Source organism: Amycolatopsis sp. NBC_00438 (assembly GCF_036026695.1).
In the GTDB taxonomy this organism is placed as follows: Bacteria; Actinomycetota; Actinomycetes; order Mycobacteriales; family Pseudonocardiaceae; genus Amycolatopsis.
Map to the genome: position 1 here is coordinate 7,389,930 of NZ_CP107923.1, position 23,738 is coordinate 7,413,667.

Sequence of the window (23,738 nt, forward strand, 5' to 3'; positions counted from 1 at the left end):
GGAGGGCGCCACCGCCGTAACTCGATTACTTCGAGTAGAGCTCGACGATCAGCTGTTCCTGAACCGGAACGTCGATCTGCGCACGCTCCGGCAGCTGGTGGACCAGCACGCGGAGGTTGGACTGGACGACCTGCAGCCACGCCGGGATCGGGCGGTCGCCGTAGGACTCCTTCGCCACGACGAAGGGCAGCATCGCGAACGACTTCGGCCGCACGTCGATGATGTCCCACTTCGAGACCTGGTACGACGGGACGTTGACCTTGACGCCGTTGACCACGAAGTGACCGTGGCTCACCAGCTGCCGCGCCTGACGGCGGGTGCGGGCGATGCCGGCGCGGTAGATCACGTTGTCCAGGCGGGACTCGAGGATCTGCAGCAGGTTCTCACCGGTCTTACCGGGACGCCGGACGGCTTCCTTGTAGTACCGGACGAACTGACGCTCGAGAACGCCGTAGGTGTAGCGAGCCTTCTGCTTCTCCTGCGACTGCAGGAGGTACTCGGACTCCTTGATGCGCCCGCGGCCGTGCTGGCCCGGCGGGTAGGGGCGACGCTCGAAAGCCTGGTCGCCGCCGATGAGGTCAACCTTGAGGCGACGCGAAATACGCGTCGCGGGGCCGGTGTAACGAGCCATTTCTTCTTACTCCTCCCCGTTCCTCAGACCCGGCGCCGCTTGGGCGGGCGGCAGCCGTTGTGAGGCTGCGGGGTCACGTCCTGGATGGTGCCGACCTCGAGGCCGGCTGCCTGCAGCGAGCGGATCGCCGTCTCGCGGCCCGAACCCGGGCCCTTCACGAAGACGTCGACCTTCTTCATGCCGTGCTCGGCAGCCTTGCGGGCAGCGTTCTCGGCGGCCATCTGCGCGGCGAACGGGGTGGACTTGCGCGAGCCCTTGAAGCCCACGTGACCACTCGACGCCCACGCGATCACGGCACCGGTCGGGTCCGTGATCGAGACGATGGTGTTGTTGAAGGTGCTCTTGATGTGCGCGTGGCCGTGCGCGACATTCTTCTTTTCCTTGCGGCGGACCTTCTTGGTCCCCGCCGCGGTACGAGACTTCGGTGGCATGTTCTGAGGGTTCTCCTGTTAGCGCGCGTTCTCTTGGTGAGCGGCGACCGCTTCGGCCTGTCCGCGCCGGATGATCGAACCGGCGTCGGTGTACAGGTTGCGGAGCGCCATCGGGCGGGCGTAGAGCGCCTTGGGCGAGACACAAGCCGAGCCGCGACGCTGGGCGCCGCCCATCTGCACGACCTTCTTGCCCTGGACGCTCACTTCTTGCCAGCCTTCTTCTTGCCGGCGACCGTCTTCTTCGGACCCTTGCGGGTACGGGCGTTGGTCTTCGTGCGCTGACCGCGGACGGGCAGTCCGCGACGCCAGCGAAGGCCCTCGTAGCACCCGATCTCGATCTTCCGACGGATGTCGGCGTTCACCTCGCGGCGAAGGTCACCCTCGACCTTGAAGTTCTCTTCGATGTACGTACGCAGCTTCGCGAGGTCGTCATCGCTGAGGTCTTTGACACGGGTGTCCGCGTTGAGCTCGGCAGCCTTGATCAGCTGCTTCGAGCGGGTACGGCCGATGCCGTAGATGTAGGTAAGCGCGATCTCCAACCGCTTTTCGCGGGGGAGGTCTACGCCAGCGAGTCGTGCCATTGGCGTTGATGCTCCTTCATAGATTTCATCTTCAGGTCTGCTCCCCGTCCGGTTCCGGGACCGACTCGCCTGTCGTGCCCTCGGCTTGCGCTTCGGGTGTCCCAGCCCCGGCCTGAAGCCCGGGGGTGAACCGGGCCACTCGCGTGGCCCGGCAGGTGCGGGGAGGTTGTGTAGCCGTCAATCCACTCTGGTCGAGTGCGGGCGATCAGCCCTGCCGCTGCTTGTGCCGCAGGTTTTCGCAGATCACCATGATCCGGCCGTGACGGCGGATCACCTTGCACTTGTCGCAGATCTTCTTGACGCTCGGCTGGACCTTCACGTCTTCTGCTCTCCTGTTAGCTGCTCTGTCATCCGGGGCTTCGCCCCGGAGCCGGGGGCTCCGCCACCCGGAACCCCCGAAAGCGACTCGTCGTGATCACTTGTAGCGGTAGACGATGCGACCACGAGAGAGGTCGTAGGGCGAGAGCTCCACGACAACCCTGTCCTCGGGCAGGATGCGGATGTAGTGCTGCCGCATCTTGCCGCTGATGTGTGCCAGGACCTTGTGACCGTTCTCCAACTCGACGCGGAACATCGCGTTGGGGAGCGGCTCGACTACGCGGCCTTCGACCTCGATGGCCCCGTCTTTCTTCGCCATGTCCTCCGCATTTCCTTTGTCGGCATTGCCTGTCGCCACACCTGATCAACTCGAGCACTAGTGCTGGGCTGGGTGGTGCGCGGCACACTGGTGCCCGAGTCCCATGATCGCGAATTCACAAGCGCGCAGGATCCGGGCACGATAAGTGCGCCGACTTGACAGTGTACGCAACCCGTGTCGCGACCCCCAAACCGGGGGTAACCATGCTAGAAGGACACGCAGGTCGACCGGCCAATGATCACCACCGACGGGTGAACGTGCAGGTCAGGTTTCTTCCGGAGCGGTGAGGACCCAGGGGCCGTCTTCGGTGATCGCCACCGTGTGCTCCCAGTGGGCCGCGCGGGAGCCGTCGGCCGTAACCACGGTCCAGCCGTCGTCCAGCTCGCGGGTCTCCCCGCCGCCGCCGGTGAGCATCGGCTCGATCGCCAGCGCCATGCCGGGCTTCAGCCGCGGGCCCTTGCCCGGTTTGCCGACGTTCGGCAGGAACGGGTCCATGTGCATCTGGCGGCCGATGCCGTGGCCGCCGTACTCGACGATCATCCCGTAGTCGACGCCGTCGTCCTTGGCCGCGCGTTCGGCGGCCGACTGGACGGCGTAGGAGATGTCGGTGAGCCGGCCGCCGGCGCTGACAGCCTCGATCCCGGCCCACATCGCCGCTTCGGTCGCCGCGGACAGCGCCAGGTCGGCCTCGGCGGTCTCCCCGATGGCCAGCGTGACAGCGGAGTCGCCGTGCCAGCCGTCGAGGATCGCGCCGCAGTCGACCGAGATCAGGTCACCCTCGGCGAGGACCTGGGTCTTCGCCGGGATGCCGTGGACGATCTGCTCGTTCACCGACGCGCAGATCGACGCCGGGAACCCGTGGTAGCCCTTGAACGACGGCACCGCGCCGGCGTCCCGGATGGTCTGCTCGGCGAGCTCGTCGAGCTCGGCGGTGCTGACCCCCGGGACCGCGGCGGCACGGACGGCCGCGAGCGTACGGGCGACGACGAGCCCCGCGGCCCGCATCGACTGCAGCTCGCCCGGGCTCTTGACCTCGATCATGCGCCCACGCCGGAGCACTTGCAGTACACGCAATCCTCCGAGATTCACGTGCGGTCGCGCAGCGCTTTCAGCACGCGGTCCGAGATCTCCTCGACACTGCCGACGCCGTCGACGGTCACCAGGATGTCCGCGTAGTACTCGAGCAGCGGCGCGGTGTCCGACACGTAGATCTGCTGCCGGCGGCGGATGACGTCCTCGGTGTCGTCCGCGCGGCCCCGCGACATCAGGCGGCCGACGACGACGTCCTCCGGCACCTGCAGCTGGATCACCGCGGTGAGGGAAGCGTCCGCCTCGCCCAGGATCTCGCCGAGGACCTCGGCCTGCTTGGTGTTGCGGGGAAAGCCGTCGAGCAGGAAGCCGGCCTTCGCGTCCGGCTCCGCGAGCCGCTCGCGGACCATTTCGTTCGTCACCGAGTCGGGCACGAGCTCGCCCGAGTCCAGGTAGCGCTTGGCTTCCTGGCCGAGCGGGGTCTCCTGGCCGACGTGGGCGCGGAACAGGTCGCCGGTCGAGATGTGCGGGATCCGCAACTGCTCGGACAGCGCCACCGCCTGCGTACCTTTGCCCGCGCCGGGCGGACCCACGAGAACCAGCCGCGTCACTTCAGGAACCCTTCGTAGTTGCGCTGCATCAGCTGGCTTTCGATCTGCTTCACGGTGTCGAGACCGACACCGACCATGATCAGCACAGCTGTGCCACCGAACGGGAAGTTCTGGTTGTTCCCGCTACCGGTCAACGACAGGAAGAAGTTCGGGAGGATCGCGATGATGCCCAGGTACAGCGAGCCCGGGAGGGTGATCCGGCCGAGCACGTAGCTCAGGTACTCCGCGGTCGGACGGCCCGGGCGGATGCCCGGGATGAACCCGCCGAACTTCTTCATCTCATCCGCACGCTCGTCCACGTTGAACGTGATCGTGATGTAGAAGTACGTGAAGAAGATGATCAGGGCGAAGTACAGCGCGATGTGCACCCAGCTGGACTGGTTCACGATGTAGTTCTTGATGAACACCTGCCAGCCGGAGTTGCTGTTCTGGTCGCCGACGAGGCGGCTGATCAGGTCCGGCAGGTACAGCAGGGAAGACGCGAAGATGACCGGGATGACGCCGGCCTGGTTCACCTTGATCGGCAGGTAGGTCGACGTGCCGCCGTACATCCGGCGGCCGATCATGCGCTTGGCGTACTGCACCGGGATCCGGCGCTGCCCCTGCTCGACGAAGATGACGCTGGCGATGATCACCAGGCCGAAGACGCAGATCATCGTCAGCGCGATGCCACCACCGTTGCTGAGGATGTTGCCGCCCTCGACCGGGATGCGCGCCGCGATGTTCAGGAAGATCAGGACGGACATGCCGTTGCCGACGCCGCGTTCGGTGATCAGCTCGCCCAGCCACATCATGACGGCGGTGCCCGCGGTCATGGTGATGACGATGATCGTCAGCGAGTAGACGCTGTTGTCCGGGATGATCGGCGAGTCGCAGTCCGGGAAGAGCTGCTTGCGGTCCGCGAGCGCGACCACGCCGGTGGCCTGCAGGATCGCCAGCGCGACCGTCAGGTACCGGGTGTACTGGGTCAGCTTGCCCTGGCCGGACTGCCCTTCCTTCTTCAGCTCCTCGAAACGAGGGATGACGACGGTCAGCAGCTGGATGATGATGCTCGCCGTGATGTACGGCATGATGCCGGTCGAGAAGAGCGACAGCTGCAGCAGCGCACCACCGCTGAACAGGTTCAGCAGCTGGTAGACGCCCTCCTGCTGCGCCTGGGAGCTGCACGCCTGGACGGCTCCGTACGAGATCCCGGGGGCCGGAATGGTCGCACCGATTCGGTAGACCGCGACGATGGCTAGCGTGAACAGGATCTTCTTGCGTAGATCCGGCGTCGCGAGAGCCGAGCGGAAGGCGCTGAGCACGCGGGGGACCTCCTCGGCGTCGTCGGCTGTCCTAACCGACGATCGGCTTGGCCGGCACGGGTGGCCGGCGGGAACACAGCACTACTGGCACGCAAGCCAGGAACGCTTCGGGGCACACTCGTCCCGAAGCGTGTCGCCGACTCTAACAGCTTCACAGGGCGTGTCCGCAGTGCGTGTGGGTTTTCCGTACCAAGGTTGCTCCGGCGGGTTGATCCACTTCGGCGGCTTGGCTGTATTCCTTGACACACCGGCCCGTGATCATGGTGGATCCGGGCCCCTCCGGGTCAGGCGTTGGACGTCGCGAGGACGCCGGCCAGCCCGACCAGGACCACTCCGGTGCCGCGGTCCACGTTGCGCCGCGCCCGCAGCGACAGCTTGATCGACTTCACCGCGGCGCCGGCGCCGACGTAGGCCGAGCCGGCCAGGAACTCGGCCAGCAGGTACACCCCGCCCAGCACCGCGATCTGCGCCGGGAAAGGCCCGTGACCTGGGTCGATGAACTGCGGCACGAAGGCGGTGAAGACGAGGATGGCCTTCGGGTTCGCGATCGCGACGCCGAACTCCTTGCGCGCGACCCGCCGCGCGGGCATCGGCACGGCCGGCGGTCCGACGTCCTCGGCGGCGACGTCGGCGTCGGTCCCGCGGCGGATCGTGGACCAGAGCAGCCGCAGCCCGAGCCAGAGCAGGTAGGCCGCGCCGGCCCATTTGATGATCGAGAGCGCGGTCTCGGAGGCGGCGAGCAGCTGCCCGAGCCCGGCCGCCACGGCCGTGATCAACAGCGTGAACGCGGCCAACCGGCCCACCAGCCCGGCCAGCCCGCGGCGAACACCGTGCGTCATACCGTGGTGCAGCCCGAGCAGGTTGTTCGCCCCTGGCGTAAGGGCGACGAGCACAGACGCGCCGAAGAAGACCAGCACCCACACGACGACCACCTCCGGACCCACCGTAACGACCACCGCGAGCGGTTAACGGGCCGCGGGATCCCCCGGCGGCAGCACGGTGATGGCGATGCCGGACGGCGGAGTGGGGGTGTCCGCGTAGGCGGTGCCGGGGTCCGCCCAGGCCGGCCCCGCGCCGGCCGGCGTCAGGTAGCCCAGGACCGCGGCCGCGGCGGCGGCCACCACCGCGAGGAAGAGCAGCCACATCCCGGCCTCGAGCGACGTCTCGAACCTGAGGCGGCCGGTGTCGACGGGCGCCGGGATGCCCGCCATCGCGGTCGCGAGGACCACACCCGCCAGGAAGGCCGCCCCGCCGAGCGTGACACCCCGCGCGGCGGCGCTCGCCCTGCCGGTGACGACCTGGCGGATCACGAAGACGAGCGCGACCAGCAGAACCAGGGCGGCGACCAGCAGCGCGACCCCGAGCGGTTCGGACGGCTGGCTGCCGCTGTCCTCGCCCGGTAGGCCGAAGACGGTCGACCAGCCGCTCTGGGTGTACCGCAGCACCCCGCGGGAGTCGTCTCCACGGCCCAGCACCTGCTCGGTGCTGAAGAGCGGCAGGAAACCGGCGGCGAGCGTCGCGACGGCGGCCAGCGTGACCAGGACGATCGGCAGGAAGTCGCGAAAACTTCGCGGCACGGGCTGGGCGGCGGGTGGTCCGGGTCGGACCGGGAACCGCTGCGGTCGAGCCGATGCCGGCAGCACCGTGACCGGCACCGGCTCGGTGGGCGGGGACGGGTCAGGCGGGCCCGCGGCCGTGGACCGGAGATCGCCGGCCGGAACCGGCTGGCCAGATGGCGCCGACTCCGGCACCTCGACCCGGGACGACGGCGGACCCTCTCGTCCTTCCGTCGGCGAGGACGGCTCCGGCGGGCCCGCGGCCGTGGACCGGAGATCGCCGGCCGGAACCGGCTGGCCAGATGGCGCCGACTCCGGCGCCTCGGCCCGGGACGACAGCGGACCCTCTCGTCCTCCTGCGGGCTCGGCGGGTGGGGTCGGGTCCTGCGACGGTTCGGGCACCCGCTGATCCTCCCGGCGGATTCCGTTCCCGGCAAGGATGTCCGGTTCAGTGACCGGGCGGGTCCGGCGGCCGGGGCCCGGGCGGTGTCTCCGGTGGGAGGACCGTGATGGAGAGTCCGGCGCCCTCGATCGTCGGCGCCGGGAACCCGCTGGGCGGGGTGGGGGTGTCCGCGTAGGCCAAGGCGGGATCGGACCAGTCGTCCGGTTCCCGGGCCGGCAGGTACCCGAGGACCACGGCCGCGACCGTCACGGCGACCCCCGCGATCAGCGACCACAGTCCCAGGCCGAGGCTGATGTCCAGGCCCTCGTCGCCCAAGCCGGAGGACCAGCCGAAGCCGCTCATCCCGATGGTGGCGGCGATTCCGGCGGCGAAGGCCGCCCCGGCCACGGCGAGCCCGTGACCGAGCCGTTTCCGCCGCGAGAAGCCGAAGACCGCCGCAACCGCCAGCACCGCGACGGCGACCACCACCGGGATACCGACCGGCGCGGCGGGCTGGTCGACCGACTCGTTCCCTTCCGCGGAGACCTGGCTGTTCCAGGCGGTCTCCGTGAAGACCAGCTTGGGGGTGAAGAAGGTCTGCTGGGCGGTCACGTGCTGCTCGACCCGGAACAGCGGCAGGAAACACGCCCCCAGGACCAGCAGCGCGCCGATGACCACCAGGACCGGCACGAGAACACGCGATGCTCCGGGAGCCGGTGGTTCCTCGACCGGCGGCGAAATCTCCGCGGCCGCCGGTCGCGGCGGAGCCACGGGCGAGCCCGGCAGGATCGCGACCGGAACCGGCTCCGTGGGTGGCGATCCATCACCGTCGGACGGCTGCGCGGGCGCCGGCGGTGACCCGGGCTGGGACGGCTCGCCCGGAAACGCCAGCAGACCGTCAGCCGGCCGATCCACGTCGGGTTCCACCGGGGCGAAGAGCTCCTCCGCCGTGGGCGGCGGCACCTCCTCCGGGACCGCCGGCAAGGCGTCCCCCGGTTGCACCGCACCGGATTCCGCCGGTGCCAAGGGCACGCTCGCCGCGGGCCGCGGCGCCTCCACCGGGAACGCCAGCAGCGCGTCCCGCGGCTCCACCGGGACGGAGGACGCCGCCGTGGGCCGCGCCTCCACCGGGAAGGCCGACGGCGGCTCCCCGGCGGCCGGCCGTTCGGGCCTGGCCGGCGGGTTCGGCTCCTGCGACGGTTCGTCCACCCTGTGATCTTCCGCGCGGATTCCGATATCGGCAAGAAACTCCGGTTCAGCGGCCGGTTCGGTCCCACGGCCGGGCCGGCGGCTCGGGCGGCGGCTCCGGCGGGAGGACCGCGGTGGAGACCTCATCCGGCGCCTGGACCTCCGGCATGGCGAACCCCGACGGCGGGGTGTCCGTGTCGGCGTAGGCCACCGACGGGTCGGCCCAGTCCGCGCCGCGGTGGCCGTCCGTGCGGCGGGTGACGATCGCCGCGACCGCGGCGACCAGGGTGCCCCCGATGAGGAGCCACATGCCGAGCTCGGTGGTCAGGTCGATGCGGTCGAACCGGTCGCTCTCCCCCTGGCCCAGGCCGACCGTCTCGATGGTGAGGACAACACCGGCGGCGAAGACCGTGCCCACCTGGCCCAGCCACGCACCCAGGCGCCGGCGGCGTGCGAGGAGAAGGCCCGCCGCGGCGGCGAGCAACACCGCCGTGACGATGATCGGGATGCCGAAGGGCGGGCCGGGCCGGTCGAGAGACTCGTCGGTGGTGACCTGGAACTGGGTGCTCCACGCCGACGTCGTGACGACGGCCAAGGCGCCGGCCTGCACCTGGGAAAGGGTGTGGACCGCGCTGAAGAGCGGCAGGAACAGCCCGCCGGCCACGAGCGCGGTGGCGAGCGCGTAGAGCCCCGGTGCGAGGAAAGCCTGCTTCCGCCGCGGCGTCGGCGCGGGCGGTGGGGGCTGCTGAGGGGTGTCCACTCGGTGATCCTCCAGGCGAAATGCCCGGTGGGCAAGGACGGGGCCGGGAACGCCGAAGGCCCGCCTGGCTGGGCCAGGCGGGCCTTCGATCAGTACTGCGGAAGAGCTCAGTTGGTGGTGGCGGAGCCACCGGCCGCTTCGAGCTTCTCCTTGGCGGAGCCGGAGAAACCGTCGGCGGTCACGTCGAGCTTGACGCCGTCGACGTCACCGTTGCCGAGCACCTTGACGAGCTTGCCCTTGCGGACGAGGCCCTTGGCGACGAGCTCCTCGGCGCCGACCTTGCCACCGTCCGGGAAGACGCGGGCGATGTCGCCCACGTTCACCGGCTGGTACTCGGTGCGGAAGCGGTTCTTGAAGCCGCGAAGCTTCGGGAGCCGCATGTGGATGGGCATCTGCCCACCCTCGAAGCCGGCGGGCACGTTCTTCCGGGCCTTGGTGCCCTTGGTACCGCGACCGGCGGTCTTGCCCTTCGAACCCTCACCACGACCGACGCGCATCTTGTCGCGCTTGGCGCCCGGAGCCGGACGCAGGTGGTGGATCTTGATGGCCGTCATGCCTGGACCTCCTCGACCTCCACCAGGTGGCGGACGGTGTGGATCAGGCCGCGCACCTGGGGGGTGTCATCACGCACGACGCTCTGGCGGATCTTGCGCAGCCCGAGGGTGCGCAGCGACTCGCGGTGAGCGTGCTTCGTGCCGATCTTGCTCTTGACCTGGGTGACCTTGAGCTGAGTCATGTCAGACCCCCTGGCCCGCGCGCTGGCGCAGCATCCGGGCCGGAGCGACGTCCTCGAGCGGGAGACCGCGGCGGGCCGCGACCTCTTCGGGACGCTGCAGACCCTTCAGGGCCGCCACGGTGGCGTGCACGATGTTGATCGCGTTGTCGGAGCCGAGCGACTTCGACAGCACGTCGTGGACGCCCGCGCACTCCAGCACCGCGCGCACCGGGCCACCGGCGATGACGCCGGTACCGGCGGACGCCGGACGCAGCAGCACGACACCGGCGGACGCCTCACCCGTGATCGGGTGGGGGATGGTGCCGCCGACGCGGGGAACGCGGAAGAAGTTCTTCTTCGCTTCCTCGACGCCCTTGGCGATCGCCGCGGGAACTTCCTTGGCCTTGCCGTAGCCGACGCCGACCTGACCGTCACCGTCACCGACGACGACGAGGGCGGTGAAGCTGAAGCGACGACCACCCTTGACGACCTTGGCGACGCGGTTGATCGTCACGACCTTCTCGAGGTGCGGGGTCTTGTCCTGGCCGGCCCCGCCACGGCCGCTGTCGCGCCGGTCCCGGCCGCCACCGCGACGGTCATTGCGGTCGTTGCCGCCCTGCCCGCCGGGTCCGCCCTGTCCGCCGCCGAATTGCCGTGTACGTCCCGGCATCAGGCTTTCCTTCCGTTAACAAGCTTCTGCATCGTCAGAACTCCAACCCCGCCTCACGGGCGGCGTCGGCGAGCGCGGCGATGCGGCCGTGGTAGGCGTTGCCCCCACGGTCGAACACCACAGCCGAGATCCCGGCGTTCTTGGCACGGGCCGCGACGAGTTCCCCGACCTTGGCGGCCTTGGCCTTCTTGTCGCCGTCCAGCGCCCGCACGTCCGCCTCGAGGGTGGACGCCGACGCCAGCGTGTGGCCGACCAGGTCGTCGATGACCTGCACGGCGATGTGCCGCGAAGACCGCTTGACGACCAGGCGCGGACGCTGTTCGGTGCCCGAGACCTTCTTGCGGAGCCGGAAGTGCCGACGGGCCTTCGCGACGCGGCGGCGGGTCGAGATGTCCTTGCCCACCGGCTGGCGCTTCGTAGTCGTGTCGCTCATGATCACTTACCCGTCTTTCCGACCTTGCGGCGGATCTTCTCACCCTCGTACCGCAGGCCCTTGCCCTTGTACGGGTCCGGGCGCCGCAGCTTGCGGATGACGGCCGAGATCTGGCCGACCTTCTGCTTGTCGATACCGGAGACCGAGAACCGGGTCGGGGTCTCCACCTTGAAGGTGATGCCTTCCGGAGCTTCGATCTTCACCGGGTGCGAGAAGCCCAGGGCGAACTCGAGGTCCGAGCCCTTGGCCTGCACACGGTAACCGACACCGTGGATCTCGAGCTTCTTCTCGTAGCCGGCGGTGACGCCCACCACGAGGTTGTTCACGAGCGTGCGGGTGAGGCCGTGCATGGCCTTGCTGTAGCGCTCGTCATCCGGGCGCTTGACCAGCAGGGTGCCGTCCTCGTCGCGCTCGACCGTGATCGGCTCGGCGATGGTGTGCTCCAGGGTCCCCTTGGGGCCCTTGACGCTGATGTGCTGACCGTCGATGGTCACCTCGACCCCGGAGGGGACGGCGACCGGCAGCTTTCCGATGCGTGACATGTCTGTGCCCCCTTCCTTACCAGACGTAGGCGAGGACTTCGCCGCCCACGCTGTTTCGCTTGGCCTGACGGTCCGTCTGCAGCCCCGAAGACGTCGAGATGATCGCGACGCCGAGGCCACCGAGAACGGACGGCAGTTCGGTCGATTTTGCGTAGACCCGCAGGCCGGGCTTGGACACGCGCCGGAGACCGGCGATGCTGCGCTCACGGTTGGGGCCGTACTTGAGCTCGACGATCAGGTTCTTGTGCTTCTCGCCCGGCTCGTCGCGGTAGCTCGCGATGTAACCCTCACGCTTGAGGATCTCCGCGATGTTCGCCTTGAGCTTCGAGTGGGGAAGCACGACCTCGTCGTGGTACGCCGAGTTCGCGTTACGCAGACGGGTCAAGAAGTCTGCGATCGGGTCGGTCATCGTCATGGTGACCTGTCAACCTTTCTCGCCTGGTTCCCCGCTGTCCGGAACACGGACGGCGGGGCCTGTGGCGAAGTGGGAGTTCTGTATCGAATTTTTGCCGATCCGGCCGGCAGTCGGCGCGGACGGGGTCCGCCTGCCCGGCCGGATCGGCAAAGCGCTCTTACCAGCTGGACTTGCGGACGCCGGGCAGCTCGCCCGCGTGCGCCATCTCGCGAAGGCAGATCCGGCAGAGCCCGAACTTGCGGAACACGGCGTGCGGACGGCCGCACCGCTGGCAGCGGGTGTAGCCGCGCACGGCGAACTTCGGCTTCTTCGAGGCCTTGTGGACCAGGGCTTTCTTGGCCATGGGCTCAGTTCTCCTTGAACGGGAAGCCGAGCTTGCGCAGCAGCGCCCGGCCCTCGTCGTCGTTCGTGGCGGTCGTGACGACGGTGACGTCCATGCCGCGCGGGCGGTCGATGGAGTCAGGGTCGATCTCGTGGAACATCGACTGCTCGTTGAGACCGAACGTGTAGTTGCCGTGGCCGTCGAACTGCTTCGGCGAAAGCCCGCGGAAGTCGCGGATACGCGGCAGCGCGATGGTCAGCAGCCGGTCGAGGAACTCCCACATGCGGTCGCCGCGCAGCGTGACGCGCGCGCCGATCGGCTGACCCTCGCGCAGCTTGAACTGCGCGATGGACTTGCGGGCCTTCCGGACCTCGGGCTTCTGGCCGGTGATCAGGGCGAGGTCCTTGACCGCGCCCTCGATCAGCTTGCTGTCGCGAGCGGCGTCACCGACGCCCATGTTCACGACGACCTTCACGACGCCCGGGATCTCGTGGACGTTGCCGAAGGAGAACTCCGCCTGCAGCTGTCCCTTGATCTCTTCGCGGTAGCGCACCTTGAGGCGCGGCGCGACCTTCTCTGCGGTGGTCATCAGATGTCCTTACCGTTCCGGCGCGAGATCCGGACCTTCTTGCCGTCCTCGCCGATGCGGTAACCCACCCGGGTCGGCTTGCCGTCCGCGTCGACCACCATCACGTTCGAGATGTGGATGGGGGCTTCCTGGGTGACGATGCCACCGGACTGCGCGCCGCGCTGGGTCTGGCTGATCCGCGTGTGCTTCTTGATCCGGTTCACGCCCTCGACCAGCACGCGGTCGCGCTCGGGGTAAGCCTGGATGACCTTGCCCTTGGCGCCCTTGTCCTTGCCGGCGATGACGACGACCGTGTCGCCCTTCTTCACCTTCATGGCTTACAACACCTCCGGCGCGAGCGAAATGATCTTCATGAACTTTCGGTCACGCAGCTCGCGGCCCACCGGGCCGAAGATGCGGGTGCCACGGGGCTCATTGTCGTTCTTGATGAGCACGGCGGCGTTCTCGTCGAACCGGATGTAGGAACCGTCCGGACGACGACGCTCCTTGACCGTGCGGACGATGACGGCCTTGACGACATCGCCCTTCTTCACCCCGGCAGCCGGGATGGCGTCCTTCACGGTGGCGACGATGATGTCGCCGATGCCGGCGTAGCGCCGCCCGGAGCCACCGAGAACCCGGATGCAGAGGATTTCCTTTGCACCCGTGTTGTCGGCTACCCGAAGCCGCGACTCCTGCTGGATCACGTCAACTCCTGTATGTCGCGCCGGTTCTCGCCAGCTCGTGAAAGGTCACAGTGAGCGAGCCTTGCGGAACTAAGGACTCCCGAGAGAGCCCTGCTTACTTGGCCTTCTCCACGATCTGCACCAGGCGCCACCGCTTCGTCGCCGACTGCGGGCGGGTCTCCATCAATTTGACCCGGTCGCCCACGCCCGCCTCGTTGTTCTCGTCGTGCACCTTCACCTTGGAGGTGGTGCGGACGACCTTCGAGTAACGGGGGTGCTTCTTGCGGTCCTCGAGCTCGACCACGATCGTCTTGTTCATCTTGTCCGAGACCACGTAGCCCTCGCGGACCTTGCGGTCGTTCCGGGCCGGCGTCTCGGTGGTGGGCTCGCTCATGCGGCACCTTCACTTTCGGCGTCGGGGGCCACGGACAAGCCGAGTTCGCGCTCGCGCATGACCGTGTAGATCCGCGCGATGTCCGTACGGACGGTGCGCAGACGGCGGTTGTTGTCGAGCTGCCCCGTCGCCATCTGGAACCGGAGGTTGAAGAGCTCCTCCTTGTATTCCTTCAGACGCAGGACGAGCTCTTCCGCGGTGAGCTCACGCAGCTCCGATGCCAGAGCGGCACCTGCCTTCGCCATCAGAACTCACCACCTTCACGGGTCACGATGCGGCACTTCATGGGCAGCTTGTGGATCGCGCGACGGAGCGCCTCGCGGGCGGTCTCCTCGTTCGGGAAGCTGATCTCGAACATCACGCGACCCGGCTTCACGTTGGCGATCCACCACTCGGGCGAACCCTTACCGGAACCCATGCGGGTTTCGGCCGGCTTCTTCGTCAGCGGGCGGTCCGGGTAGATCGTCGTCCACACCTTGCCACCACGCTTGATGTGACGGGTCATGGCGATACGAGCGGACTCGATCTGCCGGTTCGTCACGTAGCTGTGCTCAAGCGCCTGGATGCCGTACTCGCCGAAGCTGACCTTCGTGCCACCCTTGGCGGCGCCGTGGCGCTTCGGGGAGTGCTGCTTCCGGTGCTTGACCCTGCGCGGGATGAGCACGTCTCAGCCCTCCGTCTTTTCTGCGGTCTCGGTGGCCGGGGCCGCCTCGGTCGTGGCGGCCGCAGCGGCGCGACCGGCTTCGGTCGAGGTGGCGGTCGTGCCCGAAGCGCCGGAACGACGCGGACGGGCCGGCCGGTCACTGCGCTCGCGACGCGGCGCGCGCTCGGCGGCGTCACGGGCTTCGCGGGCCTTCAGGCCACCGACGAGCTCACCCTTGTAGATCCACACCTTGACGCCGATGCGACCGAACGTCGTCTTGGCCTCGAAGAAGCCGTAGTCGATGTCGGCGCGCAGCGTGTGCAGCGGGACACGGCCGTCGCGGTAGTGCTCGGAACGGGACATCTCGGCACCGCCGAGACGACCACCGCACTGCACGCGAATGCCCTTGACCTGCGGCGAACGCATGGAGGTCTGGATCGCCTTCCGCATCGCGCGGCGGAACGCCACACGGTTGGAGAGCTGCTCCGCGACCGCCTGGGCGACCAGCTGGGCGTCGGCCTCGGGGTTCTTGACCTCGAGGATGTTCAGCTGGACCTGCTTCTTGGTCAGCTTCTCCAGCGCGCCGCGGATCCGGTCGGCCTCCGCGCCGCGGCGGCCGATGACGATGCCCGGCCGGGCGGTGTGGATGTCGACGCGGACGCGGTCACGGGTGCGCTCGATCTCGACCTTGGAGATGCCGGCGCGCTCCATGCCCGTCGCCAGCAGCTTGCGGATCTTGACGTCCTCGGCCACGTACTCGGCGTACTGCTTGTCGGCGTACCAGCGCGACTTCCAGTCCGTGGTGATACCCAGGCGGAAACCGTGCGGGTTGATTTTCTGGCCCACTACCGGCCACCTGCCTTCTTCTTGCTCTGCGCCTTCTGCGCGGCGGCCGGACGCGACTCCACCTCGACGGTGATGTGGCTGGTCCGCTTGCGGATCCGGTACGCGCGGCCCTGGGCCCGCGGACGGATGCGCTTGAGGGTCGGGCCCTCGTCCGCGTACGCGTTCTTGATCCAGAGGGTCTCCGGGTCAAGCTGAAGGTTGTTCTCGGCGTTGGCCACGGCGCTGGCAATCACCTTCGCGACCGGCTCGCTCGCCGCCTGAGGGGCGAAACGGAGCACGGCCAAGGCGTCGGCGGCGCTACGTCCCTTGATGAGCTCGATGACCCGGCGCACCTTGGTAGGCGAGTCCCGGACAAAGCGAGCCCGCGCGTAAGCCACAGGCAGAGCCTCGGCCACGTCGTTCTGGGCGTTCATCGCTAGTTCCTTGATCTCTCGTGCCCGCTCAGCGGCGGCGCGACTTCCGGTCGTCCTTGATGTGACCCTTGAAGGTCCGAGTCGGGGCGAACTCCCCCAGCTTGTGACCCACCATCGCCTCGGTGACGAACACCGGGACGTGCTTGCGGCCGTCGTGCACCGCGATCGTGTGACCCAGGAAGTCCGGGATGATCGTGGAACGACGCGACCAGGTCTTGATCACGGTCTTCTTGCCCGACTCGTTGAGAACGTCCACCTTCTTGAGCAGGTGGTCGTCCACGAAGGGGCCCTTCTTGAGGCTACGTGGCATGTTCTTCTACCTCCCTGCTCAGCGCTTGTTCTTGCCGGTACGGCGGCGGCGGACGATCATCGCGTCGGATGCCTTGCGGCGACGCGTGCGGCCCTCGGGCTTACCGTTCGGGTTGACGGGGTGACGACCACCGGACGTCTTGCCCTCGCCACCACCGTGCGGGTGGTCGACCGGGTTCATGACGACACCGCGGACCGTGGGGCGCTTGCCGCGCCAGCGGTTACGGCCGGCCTTGCCCCAGTTGATGTTGGCGTGCTCGGAGTTGCCGACCTCGCCGATGGTGGCGCGGTTGCGCACGTCCACGTTGCGGATCTCGCCCGAGGGGAGACGCAGCTGGGCGTACGGCCCGTCCTTGGCGACGAGCTGCACCTTCGCGCCCGCGGACCGCGCCATCTTCGCGCCGCCACCGGGGCGGAGCTCGATCGCGTGGATCACGGTACCGACCGGGATGTTGCGCAGCGGCAGGTTGTTACCCGGCTTGATGTCGGCGCGGGGGCCGTTCTCAACCGTGTCACCCTGGCGGAGCTTCTCCGGCGCGATGATGTAGCGCTTCTCACCGTCGGCGTAGTGCAGCAGCGCGATGCGAGCGGACCGGTTGGGGTCGTACTCGATGTGCGCGACCTTGGCGGGAACGCCGTCCTTGTCGTTCCGGCGGAAGTCGATCAGCCGGTACGCACGCTTGTGACCGCCACCCTTGTGCCGGGTGGTGATCTTGCCGGACGAGTTGCGACCGCCCGAACCGCTCAGCGGACGAAGCAGCGACTTCTCGGGAGTGGAGCGAGTGATCTCGGCGAAGTCCGAGACGCTCGAACCGCGACGACCCGGGGTCGTCGGCTTGTACTTGCGGATGCCCATTGTCAGCTCAGTCCTTTACGCGGTGGGTCCGCCGAAGATCTCGATCGCCTTGCTCTCAGGCGAAAGAGTCACGATGGCGCGCTTCGTGTCCTTGCGCTTGCCGAAGCCGGCGCGAGTCCGCTTCCGCTTGCCCTGGCGGTTGGCCGTGTTGACGCTGACCACCTTGACGCCGAACACCTTTTCGACCGCGATCTTGATCTGGGTCTTGTTGGCGTCCGGACGGACGATGAACGTGTACTTGTGGTCCTCGAGCAGTCCGTAGGACTTCTCGGAGATCACCGGCGCGAGCAAGATGTCGCGGGGATCGGCAATGGCGACCGAACTCACTGCTCGTCACTCCCTTCCGAAACCTCGCTCGACCGCGCCGAAGCCTTCGCGCTCTTACCCCGGGCGGGGCCGGCGACGAAGCCGTCATAGGCGGCCTTGGTGAACACGACGTCGTCGTTGACCAGCACGTCGTAGGTGTTGAGCTGGTCGAACCAGATCAGGTGAACCTCGGGGAGGTTCCGCAGGGAAACCCAGCTGTACTCGTCGTCCCGGTGCAGCACCACGAGCACGCGCGTCGCCTGCGTCACCGCGGCGAGAACGGCCTTGGCGGCCTTCGTGGACGGCTTCTCGCCCGTCACCAGTTCGGTGACGATGTGCAGCTGGCCGGCGCGAGCCCGGTCCGAGAGGGCGCCACGCAGAGCGGCGGCCTTCATCTTCTTCGGGGTGCGCTGGGAGTAGTCACGCGGCGTGGGGCCGTGGACGACGCCACCGCCGACGAACTGCGGCGCGCGGGTCGAACCCTGGCGGGCACGACCGGTGCCCTTCTGGCGGTACGGCTTCTTGCCGCCACCGCGAACCTCGCCACGGGTCTTCGTGTCGTGCGTGCCCTGGCGGCCGGCGGCCTGCTGGGCCACCACCACCTGGTGCATCAGCGCGACATTGGCCTGCACGTCGAAGATCTCCTCGGGGAGGTCCACGGTGCCGTCGGCTTTACCGGCCGGGGTCTTCAGCTCGACGCTTGTCATTCGGAGTTACCACCCTTCGCGGCGCTGCGCACGAACAGCAGGCCGCCCTTGGGACCGGGCACGGCGCCCTTGATCAGCAGCAGGCCGTCCTCGGCACGCACCGCGTGCACGGTCAGGTTCTGCGTGGTGACGCGGTCGGAACCCATCCGGCCGGCCATGCGCACGCCCTTGAAGACGCGGCCCGGGGTGGCACAGCCACCGATCGAGCCCGGCCGGCGGTGCACGGCCTGCGCACCGTGGCTCGCGCCCTGGCCCTTGAAACCGTGGCGCTTCATGACGCCCGCGTAACCCTTGCCCTTGCTCGTACCGGTGACGTCGACCTCGACGCCGGCGGCGAACACCTCGGCGGTGATCTCCTGGCCGACCTCATAGGTCTCGGCGTCGGTGGTACGCAGCTCGGCAAGGAAGCGGCGCGGCGTCACGCCCGCCTTGTCGTAGTGGCCGGTGCGCGGCTTGTTCACCCTGCGCGGGTCGACCGCGCCGAACGCCAGCTGCACGGCCGTGTAGCCGTCCTTGTCCTGAGTCCGAACCTGGGTCACCACGTTCGGACCGGCCTTGACGACGGTGACCGGGACGACCCGGTTCAGTTCGTCGAAGACCTGGGTCATGCCGAGCTTCGTGCCCAGGATGCCCTTCATTTGCCTGTCAGACATGAGTCTCTTATCTCCGCCGCTCGCCCAACGCTTACTGGATGTTGACGTCGACGCTCGCCGGCAGGTCGATGCGCATGAGCGCGTCGACCGTCTTCGGCGTCGGGTCGAGGATGTCGATCAGACGCTTGTGCGTGCGCATCTCGAAGTGCTCGCGCGAGTCCTTGTACTTGTGCGGCGAGCGGATGACGCAGTAAACGTTCTTCTCAGTGGGCAGCGGCACCGGCCCGACAACACGGGCACCGGTGCGCGTGACCGTCTCCACGATCTTGCGCGCCGAGGTGTCGATCGCCTCGTGGTCGTAGGCCTTGAGCCGGATGCGGATCTTCTGTCCCGCCATGGTGGCTGCTCGTTCCTTGTCGTCTCGTGCCGCTATCTCACAAACCCGGCCCCAGTGTTGCCACTTTGGCCTGGGTTTCCGCAGTTCAACGGCCCTGTCCCCGGTCCACGCGGTCGGGCGTGTCGCGCCCGACGCACAGACGGATCCCGCGGGATCGTCGTCTTGCCTGGTCTTCCTCAACGTGAGGAGGCGATGAGCCGGCTCGCCGTCTCACTGCCTTTGCCCGCTCGCCAACCCGAAGGAAGAGCTCGGCGGACCGTGGCCGCTCGCACCAGGGCGGCCGGACCCCGATCGAGTAATACCCGATGTGGATCGGCCGCCCCAGGACGAGCAACCTGAATAGTGTCGCACACGTGATTTGACGCCCCTGACCCGGGGGTGTATTGCCCCCGGGGAGGGCGCCTAAATCACTTGATGATCTTGGTGACCTGACCCGCACCGACGGTGCGGCCACCCTCGCGGATGGCGAAGCGCAGGTTCACGTCCATGGCGATCGGCTGGATCAGCGCCACCGAGATGTCGGTGTTGTCGCCCGGCATGACCATTTCGGTGCCCTCGGGGAGGGTCACGACGCCGGTCACGTCCGTGGTGCGGAAGTAGAACTGCGGGCGGTAGTTGTTGAAGAAGGGGGTGTGACGGCCACCCTCGTCCTTCGACAGGATGTAGACCCGGCCCTCGAAGTCGGTGTGCGGGGTGGTGGTACCCGGCTTCACGACGACCTGGCCGCGCTCGACGTCCTCACGCTTGATACCGCGGACGAGGAGGCCGACGTTGTCGCCCGCCTGGCCCTGGTCCAGCAGCTTGCGGAACATCTCGACACCGGTGACAGTCGTCTTGGTCGACTTCTCCTTGATGCCGACGATCTCGACCTCTTCGTTCACGTTGACCACGCCACGCTCGACGCGGCCGGTGACGACAGTGCCGCGACCGGTGATCGTGAAGACGTCCTCGATCGGCATGAGGAACGGCTTGTCGAGCTCGCGCACCGGGTCCGGCACGTTGTCGTCGACAGCGGTCATCAGCTCGAGAACGGCTTCGCCCCACTTCTCGTCGCCCTCAAGGGCCTTGAGGCCCGAGACGCGCACGACCGGAGCGTCGTCGCCCGGGAACTCCTGCGAGGACAGCAGCTCACGGACCTCCAGCTCGACGAGCTCGAGGATCTCCTCGTCGTCGACCATGTCGGCCTTGTTCAGCGCCACGACGATGTAGGGCACGCCGACCTGGCGGGCGAGCAGCACGTGCTCACGCGTCTGCGGCATCGGGCCGTCGGTCGCCGCGACCACGAGGATCGCGCCGTCCATCTGAGCGGCACCGGTGATCATGTTCTTGATGTAGTCAGCGTGACCGGGGGCGTCCACGTGGGCGTAGTGACGCTTCTCGGTCTGGTACTCGACGTGCGAGATGTTGATCGTGATACCGCGCTGGCGCTCTTCGGGCGCGTTGTCGATCTGGTCGAACGCACGCGACTCGTTGAGCTCCGGGTACTTGTCGTGCAGAACCTTGGTGATCGCCGCGGTCAGCGTGGTCTTGCCGTGGTCGACGTGACCGATGGTCCCGATGTTGACGTGCGGCTTGCTCCGCTCGAACTTCGCCTTCGCCACTGGAATGTCCTCCTGGACTGATTTCGCTTTGTGCTCGGGGGCCGGCGTGGCTGCCGACCCCCGCTGTGTTGACGCCGCCTCCGCGGTAAAGAGTGCGTCGGCGGGATTCCTTCGTCGGTGCTAGCGGACGTTCAGGAGAGTCCCTTAATGCCCGCGCGCGGTGGGGGAGTTACTCCCCCGTCGCCTTCGCGATGATTTCCTTCGCGACGTTCGCGGGAACCTCGGCGTAGGAGTCGAACAACATGGAGTAGTTCGCCCGGCCCTGGGTGCGGGACCGGAGGTCACCGACGTAGCCGAACATCTCCGACAGCGGGACCAGCGCCTTCACGACGCGGATGCCCGCTCGCTCCTCCATGGCCTGGATCTGACCACGACGGGAGTTGAGGTCACCGATGACGTCACCCATGTAGTCCTCGGGCGTGGTCACCTCGACCGCCATCATCGGCTCCAGGATCACCGGGCCGGCCTTCTTCGCGGCTTCCTTCATCGCCATGGAACCGGCGATCTTGAACGCCATCTCCGAAGAGTCGACCTCGTGGTACGCGCCGTCGATCAGGGTGAACTTCAACCCGACGAGCGGGTAGCCGGCCAGGACGCCGTACTGCATCGCGTCCTGTGCGCCCGCGTCGACCGACGGGATGTACTCCCGCGGCACGCGACCACCGGTCACCTTGTTGACGAACTCGTAGAGCGCGCCGTCGGTGCGCTCGAGCGGCTCCAGCTTCACGATGACCTTCGCGAACTGGCCGGAACCACCGGTCTGCTTCTTGTGGACGTAGTCGAGCTTCTCGACCGTCTTCTTGATCGTCTCACGGTAGGCGACCTGCGGCTTGCCGATGTTCGCCTCGACCTTGTAGTCGGACTTCATCCGGTTCACCAGCACCTCGAGGTGCAGCTCGCCCATGCCCGCGATGATCGTCTGGCCGGTGTCCTCGTCCAGCTTGACCTGGAACGTCGGGTCCTCTTCGGCCAGCTTCTGGATCGCCAGGGACAGCTTCTCCTGGTCGGCCTTCGTCTTCGGCTCGATCGCGACCCGGATGACCGGCTCGGGGAACGTCATCGACTCCAGCACGATCGGGTTCTGCGGGTCCGCCAGGGTGTCACCCGTGGTGGTGTCCTTCAGTCCGATGACCGCGTAGATGTGGCCGACCTGGGCGTCGTCGACCGGGTTCTCCTTGTTGGAGTGCATCTGGAAGATCTTCCCGATGCGCTCCTTGCGCTCCTTGGTCGCGTTGACGACCTGCGCCCCGGCGGCGACCTTGCCCGAGTAAACCCGGATGTAGGTCAGCTTGCCGAAGAACGGGTGCGCGGCGATCTTGAAGGCGAGCGCGGCGAACGGCTCGTCGACCGACGCCTTGCGGGACGCCACGGTCTCGCCGTCGGGCAGCAGGCCCTCGACGGCCGGGACGTCCAGCGGGGTCGGCAGGTAGTCGATGACCGCGTCGAGCATGGGCTGCACGCCCTTGTTCTTGAACGCGGAACCGGCCAGCACCGGGAAGACCTGGCTGGTGATGGTGAGCTTCCGGATGCCGGCCTTGATCTCGGCCTCCGTCAGCTCCTCACCCTCGAGGAACTTCTCCATCAGCGCGTCGTCAGCCTCGGCGACGGTCTCGACGAGCTTCTCGCGGTACTCCGCGGCCTTCTCGGCCAGCTCGGCCGGGATGTCCTCGACGGAGTAGTCCTCGCCCTTCTGGACCTCACCACGCCAGGTCAGCGCCTTCATGCGGACCAGGTCGACGACGCCTTCGAAGTCGTTCTCGGCACCGATCGGCAGCTGGATGACCAGCGGCCGGACGCCGAGACGATCGATGATCGTCTTGACCGTGTAGTAGAAGTCCGCGCCGAGCTTGTCCATCTTGTTGACGAAGCAGATGCGCGGGACGTCGTACTTGTCCGCCTGCCGCCAGACCTGCTCGGACTGCGGCTCGACGCCTTCCTTGCCGTCGAAGACCGCGACCGCGCCGTCGAGCACCCGGAGGTTGCGCTCCACCTCGACGGTGAAGTCGACGTGGCCCGGGGTGTCGATGATGTTGATCTGGTGGTCGTCCCAGAAGGTGGTGGTGGCAGCCGAGGTGATGGTGATACCCCGCTTCTGCTCCTCCTCCATCCAGTCCATGGTGGCGGCGCCGTCGTGGACTTCACCGATCTTGTAGTTGACCCCGGTGTAGAACAGGATCCGCTCGGTGGTGGTCGTCTTGCCGGCGTCGATGTGGGCCATGATGCCGATGTTGCGGACCTTGTTCAGGTCGGTCAGCACGTCACGTGCCACGAGAGTGTTCCCCTGTTCTCAAGCTTGGGGCCCGGCATGGCTTGGTCGACAGCCGGGCGGTCGTCACCAGCGGTAGTGCGCGAAGGCCCGGTTGGACTCGGCCATCTTGTGCGTGTCCTCGCGGCGCTTCACGCTGGCACCGAGGCCGTTGGAAGCGTCGAGGAGCTCGTTCTGCAGACGCTCGATCATCGTCTTCTCGCGGCGGGCCTGCGAAAAGGAGACCAGCCAGCGCAGCGCCAGGGTCGTGGAGCGACCCGGCTTGACCTCGATCGGCACCTGGTAGGTGGCGCCACCGACGCGGCGGCTCTTCACCTCGATGGTGGGCTTCACGTTGTCGAGAGCGCGCTTCAGCGTGACGACCGGGTCGGTGCCGGACTTCTCGCGAGCGCCTTCGAGCGCGCCGTAAACGATGCGCTCGGCGAGGGAGCGCTTCCCGTCCTTCAGCACCTTGTTCACCAGCTGGGTGACCAGCGGGGAGGCGTAGACGGGGTCGGAGATCAGCGGCCGCTTCGGGGCCGGACCCTTGCGGGGCATTAGCTCTTCTCCTTCTTCGCGCCGTAGCGGCTGCGCGCCTGCTTACGGTTCTTCACACCCTGGGTGTCGAGAGAACCGCGGATGATCTTGTAACGGACACCCGGAAGGTCCTTCACACGACCACCGCGCACGAGCACCATCGAGTGCTCCTGCAGGTTGTGGCCCTCACCGGGGATGTAGGCGGTGACCTCGATGCCGCTGGTCAGCTTCACACGCGCGACCTTGCGCAGCGCCGAGTTCGGCTTCTTGGGGGTCGTGGTGTACACGCGAGTGCACACGCCACGCCGCTGCGGGCTCCCCTTGAGGGCCGCGGTCTTCTGCTTGGCAGCCTTGTCCTGGCGGCCCTTGCGGACCAGCTGCTGGATCGTGGGCAATGGACCAGCTTCCTGTCGTGATCTGCTTCTTCGTG

The 23,738-nt window shown here is 67.7% G+C and carries 39 protein-coding genes; 1 reads left to right on the forward strand and 38 read right to left on the reverse strand.

Annotation, left to right across the window (positions count from 1 at the left end; genetic code table 11):
* Positions 1-25: 25 nt before the first annotated feature.
* From rpsD to OG494_RS33335, 12 genes are all read right to left on the reverse strand, one after another.
* On the reverse strand, positions 26-631 hold the full coding sequence (gene rpsD, locus OG494_RS33280; RefSeq protein ID WP_328445490.1) for a 30S ribosomal protein S4: 606 nt from the start codon (positions 629-631) through the stop codon (positions 26-28).
* Positions 632-654: 23 nt separating this feature from the next.
* Positions 655-1,062: a 30S ribosomal protein S11 gene (gene rpsK / locus OG494_RS33285; RefSeq protein WP_247060546.1), complete on the reverse strand. Its 408-nt coding sequence runs from the start codon at positions 1,060-1,062 to the stop codon at positions 655-657.
* 18 nt (positions 1,063-1,080) lie between these two features.
* Positions 1,081-1,266: a hypothetical protein gene (locus tag OG494_RS33290; RefSeq protein WP_020643221.1), complete on the reverse strand. Its 186-nt coding sequence runs from the start codon at positions 1,264-1,266 to the stop codon at positions 1,081-1,083.
* Positions 1,263-1,643: a 30S ribosomal protein S13 gene (gene rpsM / locus OG494_RS33295; RefSeq protein WP_004558883.1), complete on the reverse strand. Its 381-nt coding sequence runs from the start codon at positions 1,641-1,643 to the stop codon at positions 1,263-1,265. Before rpsM ends, OG494_RS33290 begins: the two co-directional genes overlap by 4 nt.
* 205 nt (positions 1,644-1,848) lie before the next feature.
* Positions 1,849-1,962, reverse strand: a complete 114-nt coding sequence (gene rpmJ / locus OG494_RS33300) for a 50S ribosomal protein L36 (protein WP_004558882.1) — start codon at positions 1,960-1,962, stop codon at positions 1,849-1,851.
* A 96-nt stretch (positions 1,963-2,058) separates the two neighbouring features.
* Entirely contained in the window at positions 2,059-2,280 is a 222-nt protein-coding gene (gene infA, locus OG494_RS33305) for a translation initiation factor IF-1 (protein WP_004558881.1), read from the reverse strand.
* Positions 2,281-2,544: 264 nt separating this feature from the next.
* Positions 2,545-3,321 carry a type I methionyl aminopeptidase gene (map, locus tag OG494_RS33310; protein WP_328445499.1) on the reverse strand — a complete coding sequence of 259 codons (777 nt, stop codon included), beginning with the start codon at positions 3,319-3,321 and terminating at the stop codon, positions 2,545-2,547.
* A 44-nt stretch (positions 3,322-3,365) separates the two neighbouring features.
* Complete coding sequence (locus OG494_RS33315; RefSeq protein ID WP_328445500.1) at positions 3,366-3,920, reverse strand: adenylate kinase; 555 nt, start codon at positions 3,918-3,920, stop codon at positions 3,366-3,368.
* A complete protein-coding gene (gene secY, locus OG494_RS33320) occupies positions 3,917-5,224 on the reverse strand; it encodes a preprotein translocase subunit SecY (RefSeq protein ID WP_328445501.1) in 1,308 nt (435 codons plus the stop codon). The genes OG494_RS33315 and secY overlap by 4 nt, the downstream gene beginning before the upstream one ends.
* Before the next feature lie 284 nt (positions 5,225-5,508).
* A complete protein-coding gene (locus tag OG494_RS33325) occupies positions 5,509-6,168 on the reverse strand; it encodes a LysE family translocator (RefSeq protein ID WP_328445503.1) in 660 nt (219 codons plus the stop codon).
* A 21-nt stretch (positions 6,169-6,189) separates the two neighbouring features.
* Complete coding sequence (locus tag OG494_RS33330) at positions 6,190-6,801, reverse strand: hypothetical protein (protein ID WP_328445505.1); 612 nt, start codon at positions 6,799-6,801, stop codon at positions 6,190-6,192.
* 427 nt (positions 6,802-7,228) lie between these two features.
* Complete coding sequence (locus OG494_RS33335; protein WP_328445507.1) at positions 7,229-7,852, reverse strand: hypothetical protein; 624 nt, start codon at positions 7,850-7,852, stop codon at positions 7,229-7,231.
* A gap of 259 nt (positions 7,853-8,111) precedes the next feature.
* On the opposite strand from OG494_RS33335, the gene OG494_RS33340 reads away from it, so the two are divergent.
* Positions 8,112-8,378, forward strand: a complete 267-nt coding sequence (locus OG494_RS33340; protein ID WP_328445509.1) for a hypothetical protein — start codon at positions 8,112-8,114, stop codon at positions 8,376-8,378.
* A gap of 39 nt (positions 8,379-8,417) precedes the next feature.
* Here the strand turns inward: OG494_RS33340 and OG494_RS33345 are convergent, their stop codons facing one another.
* The 26 genes from OG494_RS33345 to rpsL all read right to left on the reverse strand — a co-directional run bounded on the left by OG494_RS33345 (position 8,418) and on the right by rpsL (position 23,703).
* On the reverse strand, positions 8,418-9,110 hold the full coding sequence (locus tag OG494_RS33345; RefSeq protein ID WP_328445511.1) for a hypothetical protein: 693 nt from the start codon (positions 9,108-9,110) through the stop codon (positions 8,418-8,420).
* Between the two features lie 107 nt (positions 9,111-9,217).
* Positions 9,218-9,664, reverse strand: coding sequence for a 50S ribosomal protein L15 (gene rplO / locus OG494_RS33350; RefSeq protein ID WP_328445512.1), 447 nt, complete (start codon positions 9,662-9,664; stop codon positions 9,218-9,220).
* A complete protein-coding gene (gene rpmD, locus OG494_RS33355; RefSeq protein ID WP_328445513.1) occupies positions 9,661-9,846 on the reverse strand; it encodes a 50S ribosomal protein L30 in 186 nt (61 codons plus the stop codon). Before rpmD ends, rplO begins: the two co-directional genes overlap by 4 nt.
* A 1-nt stretch (position 9,847) precedes the next feature.
* Positions 9,848-10,495: a 30S ribosomal protein S5 gene (gene rpsE, locus OG494_RS33360; RefSeq protein WP_328445515.1), complete on the reverse strand. Its 648-nt coding sequence runs from the start codon at positions 10,493-10,495 to the stop codon at positions 9,848-9,850.
* Positions 10,496-10,529: 34 nt separating this feature from the next.
* Positions 10,530-10,928, reverse strand: a complete 399-nt coding sequence (rplR, locus tag OG494_RS33365; RefSeq protein ID WP_328445517.1) for a 50S ribosomal protein L18 — start codon at positions 10,926-10,928, stop codon at positions 10,530-10,532.
* Between the two features lie 2 nt (positions 10,929-10,930).
* Complete coding sequence (gene rplF / locus OG494_RS33370; RefSeq protein WP_328445519.1) at positions 10,931-11,470, reverse strand: 50S ribosomal protein L6; 540 nt, start codon at positions 11,468-11,470, stop codon at positions 10,931-10,933.
* A 16-nt stretch (positions 11,471-11,486) separates the two neighbouring features.
* Positions 11,487-11,885: a 30S ribosomal protein S8 gene (gene rpsH, locus OG494_RS33375; protein ID WP_155548873.1), complete on the reverse strand. Its 399-nt coding sequence runs from the start codon at positions 11,883-11,885 to the stop codon at positions 11,487-11,489.
* A 157-nt stretch (positions 11,886-12,042) separates the two neighbouring features.
* A complete protein-coding gene (locus OG494_RS33380) occupies positions 12,043-12,228 on the reverse strand; it encodes a type Z 30S ribosomal protein S14 (RefSeq protein ID WP_020643210.1) in 186 nt (61 codons plus the stop codon).
* Positions 12,229-12,232: 4 nt separating this feature from the next.
* On the reverse strand, positions 12,233-12,796 hold the full coding sequence (gene rplE / locus OG494_RS33385; protein WP_328445524.1) for a 50S ribosomal protein L5: 564 nt from the start codon (positions 12,794-12,796) through the stop codon (positions 12,233-12,235).
* Positions 12,796-13,110 (reverse strand): 50S ribosomal protein L24, encoded by a 315-nt coding sequence (rplX, locus tag OG494_RS33390; RefSeq protein ID WP_328445526.1) that lies wholly within the window; start codon positions 13,108-13,110, stop codon positions 12,796-12,798. Before rplX ends, rplE begins: the two co-directional genes overlap by 1 nt.
* A gap of 3 nt (positions 13,111-13,113) precedes the next feature.
* Positions 13,114-13,482, reverse strand: coding sequence for a 50S ribosomal protein L14 (gene rplN / locus OG494_RS33395; RefSeq protein ID WP_004558867.1), 369 nt, complete (start codon positions 13,480-13,482; stop codon positions 13,114-13,116).
* Positions 13,483-13,576: 94 nt separating this feature from the next.
* Positions 13,577-13,855, reverse strand: coding sequence for a 30S ribosomal protein S17 (rpsQ, locus tag OG494_RS33400; protein ID WP_328445528.1), 279 nt, complete (start codon positions 13,853-13,855; stop codon positions 13,577-13,579).
* Positions 13,852-14,100 (reverse strand): 50S ribosomal protein L29, encoded by a 249-nt coding sequence (rpmC, locus tag OG494_RS33405; RefSeq protein ID WP_247060522.1) that lies wholly within the window; start codon positions 14,098-14,100, stop codon positions 13,852-13,854. The genes rpsQ and rpmC overlap by 4 nt, the downstream gene beginning before the upstream one ends.
* Positions 14,100-14,519, reverse strand: coding sequence for a 50S ribosomal protein L16 (gene rplP / locus OG494_RS33410; RefSeq protein WP_004558864.1), 420 nt, complete (start codon positions 14,517-14,519; stop codon positions 14,100-14,102). Before rplP ends, rpmC begins: the two co-directional genes overlap by 1 nt.
* Before the next feature lie 3 nt (positions 14,520-14,522).
* Complete coding sequence (gene rpsC / locus OG494_RS33415) at positions 14,523-15,344, reverse strand: 30S ribosomal protein S3 (RefSeq protein ID WP_247060521.1); 822 nt, start codon at positions 15,342-15,344, stop codon at positions 14,523-14,525.
* Positions 15,344-15,757, reverse strand: a complete 414-nt coding sequence (gene rplV / locus OG494_RS33420) for a 50S ribosomal protein L22 (RefSeq protein ID WP_328445532.1) — start codon at positions 15,755-15,757, stop codon at positions 15,344-15,346. Before rplV ends, rpsC begins: the two co-directional genes overlap by 1 nt.
* 28 nt (positions 15,758-15,785) lie before the next feature.
* Entirely contained in the window at positions 15,786-16,067 is a 282-nt protein-coding gene (gene rpsS, locus OG494_RS33425) for a 30S ribosomal protein S19 (RefSeq protein ID WP_026468892.1), read from the reverse strand.
* An 18-nt stretch (positions 16,068-16,085) separates the two neighbouring features.
* Entirely contained in the window at positions 16,086-16,922 is an 837-nt protein-coding gene (rplB, locus tag OG494_RS33430; RefSeq protein WP_323329518.1) for a 50S ribosomal protein L2, read from the reverse strand.
* Between the two features lie 15 nt (positions 16,923-16,937).
* Positions 16,938-17,249: a 50S ribosomal protein L23 gene (gene rplW, locus OG494_RS33435; protein WP_091618496.1), complete on the reverse strand. Its 312-nt coding sequence runs from the start codon at positions 17,247-17,249 to the stop codon at positions 16,938-16,940.
* A complete protein-coding gene (gene rplD, locus OG494_RS33440) occupies positions 17,246-17,935 on the reverse strand; it encodes a 50S ribosomal protein L4 (protein ID WP_247060518.1) in 690 nt (229 codons plus the stop codon). The genes rplW and rplD overlap by 4 nt, the downstream gene beginning before the upstream one ends.
* Positions 17,932-18,588: a 50S ribosomal protein L3 gene (gene rplC, locus OG494_RS33445; RefSeq protein ID WP_247060517.1), complete on the reverse strand. Its 657-nt coding sequence runs from the start codon at positions 18,586-18,588 to the stop codon at positions 17,932-17,934. The genes rplD and rplC overlap by 4 nt, the downstream gene beginning before the upstream one ends.
* Positions 18,589-18,619: 31 nt before the next feature.
* The gene (gene rpsJ / locus OG494_RS33450; RefSeq protein WP_003102098.1) at positions 18,620-18,925 is read right to left on the reverse strand and encodes a 30S ribosomal protein S10; all 306 of its coding nucleotides are present in this window, start codon (positions 18,923-18,925) and stop codon (positions 18,620-18,622) included.
* Between the two features lie 407 nt (positions 18,926-19,332).
* Positions 19,333-20,526, reverse strand: coding sequence for an elongation factor Tu (tuf, locus tag OG494_RS33455; RefSeq protein WP_328445538.1), 1,194 nt, complete (start codon positions 20,524-20,526; stop codon positions 19,333-19,335).
* Between the two features lie 169 nt (positions 20,527-20,695).
* A complete protein-coding gene (gene fusA, locus OG494_RS33460) occupies positions 20,696-22,795 on the reverse strand; it encodes an elongation factor G (protein WP_328445540.1) in 2,100 nt (699 codons plus the stop codon).
* 63 nt (positions 22,796-22,858) lie between these two features.
* Positions 22,859-23,329 (reverse strand): 30S ribosomal protein S7, encoded by a 471-nt coding sequence (gene rpsG / locus OG494_RS33465; RefSeq protein ID WP_247060514.1) that lies wholly within the window; start codon positions 23,327-23,329, stop codon positions 22,859-22,861.
* Positions 23,329-23,703, reverse strand: a complete 375-nt coding sequence (rpsL, locus tag OG494_RS33470) for a 30S ribosomal protein S12 (protein ID WP_003102113.1) — start codon at positions 23,701-23,703, stop codon at positions 23,329-23,331. Before rpsL ends, rpsG begins: the two co-directional genes overlap by 1 nt.
* Between the last annotated feature and the right edge of the window lie 35 nt (positions 23,704-23,738).

What these genes read in the sequence shown, in the direction of transcription:
- rpsD (WP_328445490.1), bottom strand. Translation starts at nt 631, where the DNA reads ATGGCTCGTTACACCGGCCCCGCGACGCGTATTTCGCGTCGCCTCAAG.
- rpsK (WP_247060546.1), bottom strand. Translation starts at nt 1,062, where the DNA reads ATGCCACCGAAGTCTCGTACCGCGGCGGGGACCAAGAAGGTCCGCCGC.
- rpsM (WP_004558883.1), bottom strand. Translation starts at nt 1,643, where the DNA reads ATGGCACGACTCGCTGGCGTAGACCTCCCCCGCGAAAAGCGGTTGGAG.
- infA (WP_004558881.1), bottom strand. Translation starts at nt 2,280, where the DNA reads ATGGCGAAGAAAGACGGGGCCATCGAGGTCGAAGGCCGCGTAGTCGAG.
- map (WP_328445499.1), bottom strand. Translation starts at nt 3,321, where the DNA reads ATGATCGAGGTCAAGAGCCCGGGCGAGCTGCAGTCGATGCGGGCCGCG.
- rplO (WP_328445512.1), bottom strand. Translation starts at nt 9,664, where the DNA reads ATGACGGCCATCAAGATCCACCACCTGCGTCCGGCTCCGGGCGCCAAG.
- rpmD (WP_328445513.1), bottom strand. Translation starts at nt 9,846, where the DNA reads ATGACTCAGCTCAAGGTCACCCAGGTCAAGAGCAAGATCGGCACGAAG.
- rpsE (WP_328445515.1), bottom strand. Translation starts at nt 10,495, where the DNA reads ATGCCGGGACGTACACGGCAATTCGGCGGCGGACAGGGCGGACCCGGC.
- rplR (WP_328445517.1), bottom strand. Translation starts at nt 10,928, where the DNA reads ATGAGCGACACGACTACGAAGCGCCAGCCGGTGGGCAAGGACATCTCG.
- rplF (WP_328445519.1), bottom strand. Translation starts at nt 11,470, where the DNA reads ATGTCACGCATCGGAAAGCTGCCGGTCGCCGTCCCCTCCGGGGTCGAG.
- rpsH (WP_155548873.1), bottom strand. Translation starts at nt 11,885, where the DNA reads ATGACGATGACCGACCCGATCGCAGACTTCTTGACCCGTCTGCGTAAC.
- OG494_RS33380 (WP_020643210.1), bottom strand. Translation starts at nt 12,228, where the DNA reads ATGGCCAAGAAAGCCCTGGTCCACAAGGCCTCGAAGAAGCCGAAGTTC.
- rplE (WP_328445524.1), bottom strand. Translation starts at nt 12,796, where the DNA reads ATGACCACCGCAGAGAAGGTCGCGCCGCGCCTCAAGGTGCGCTACCGC.
- rplX (WP_328445526.1), bottom strand. Translation starts at nt 13,110, where the DNA reads ATGAAGGTGAAGAAGGGCGACACGGTCGTCGTCATCGCCGGCAAGGAC.
- rpsQ (WP_328445528.1), bottom strand. Translation starts at nt 13,855, where the DNA reads ATGAGCGAGCCCACCACCGAGACGCCGGCCCGGAACGACCGCAAGGTC.
- rpmC (WP_247060522.1), bottom strand. Translation starts at nt 14,100, where the DNA reads ATGGCGAAGGCAGGTGCCGCTCTGGCATCGGAGCTGCGTGAGCTCACC.
- rplV (WP_328445532.1), bottom strand. Translation starts at nt 15,757, where the DNA reads ATGAACGCCCAGAACGACGTGGCCGAGGCTCTGCCTGTGGCTTACGCG.
- rpsS (WP_026468892.1), bottom strand. Translation starts at nt 16,067, where the DNA reads ATGCCACGTAGCCTCAAGAAGGGCCCCTTCGTGGACGACCACCTGCTC.
- rplB (WP_323329518.1), bottom strand. Translation starts at nt 16,922, where the DNA reads ATGGGCATCCGCAAGTACAAGCCGACGACCCCGGGTCGTCGCGGTTCG.
- rplD (WP_247060518.1), bottom strand. Translation starts at nt 17,935, where the DNA reads ATGACAAGCGTCGAGCTGAAGACCCCGGCCGGTAAAGCCGACGGCACC.
- rplC (WP_247060517.1), bottom strand. Translation starts at nt 18,588, where the DNA reads ATGTCTGACAGGCAAATGAAGGGCATCCTGGGCACGAAGCTCGGCATG.
- rpsJ (WP_003102098.1), bottom strand. Translation starts at nt 18,925, where the DNA reads ATGGCGGGACAGAAGATCCGCATCCGGCTCAAGGCCTACGACCACGAG.
- rpsG (WP_247060514.1), bottom strand. Translation starts at nt 23,329, where the DNA reads ATGCCCCGCAAGGGTCCGGCCCCGAAGCGGCCGCTGATCTCCGACCCC.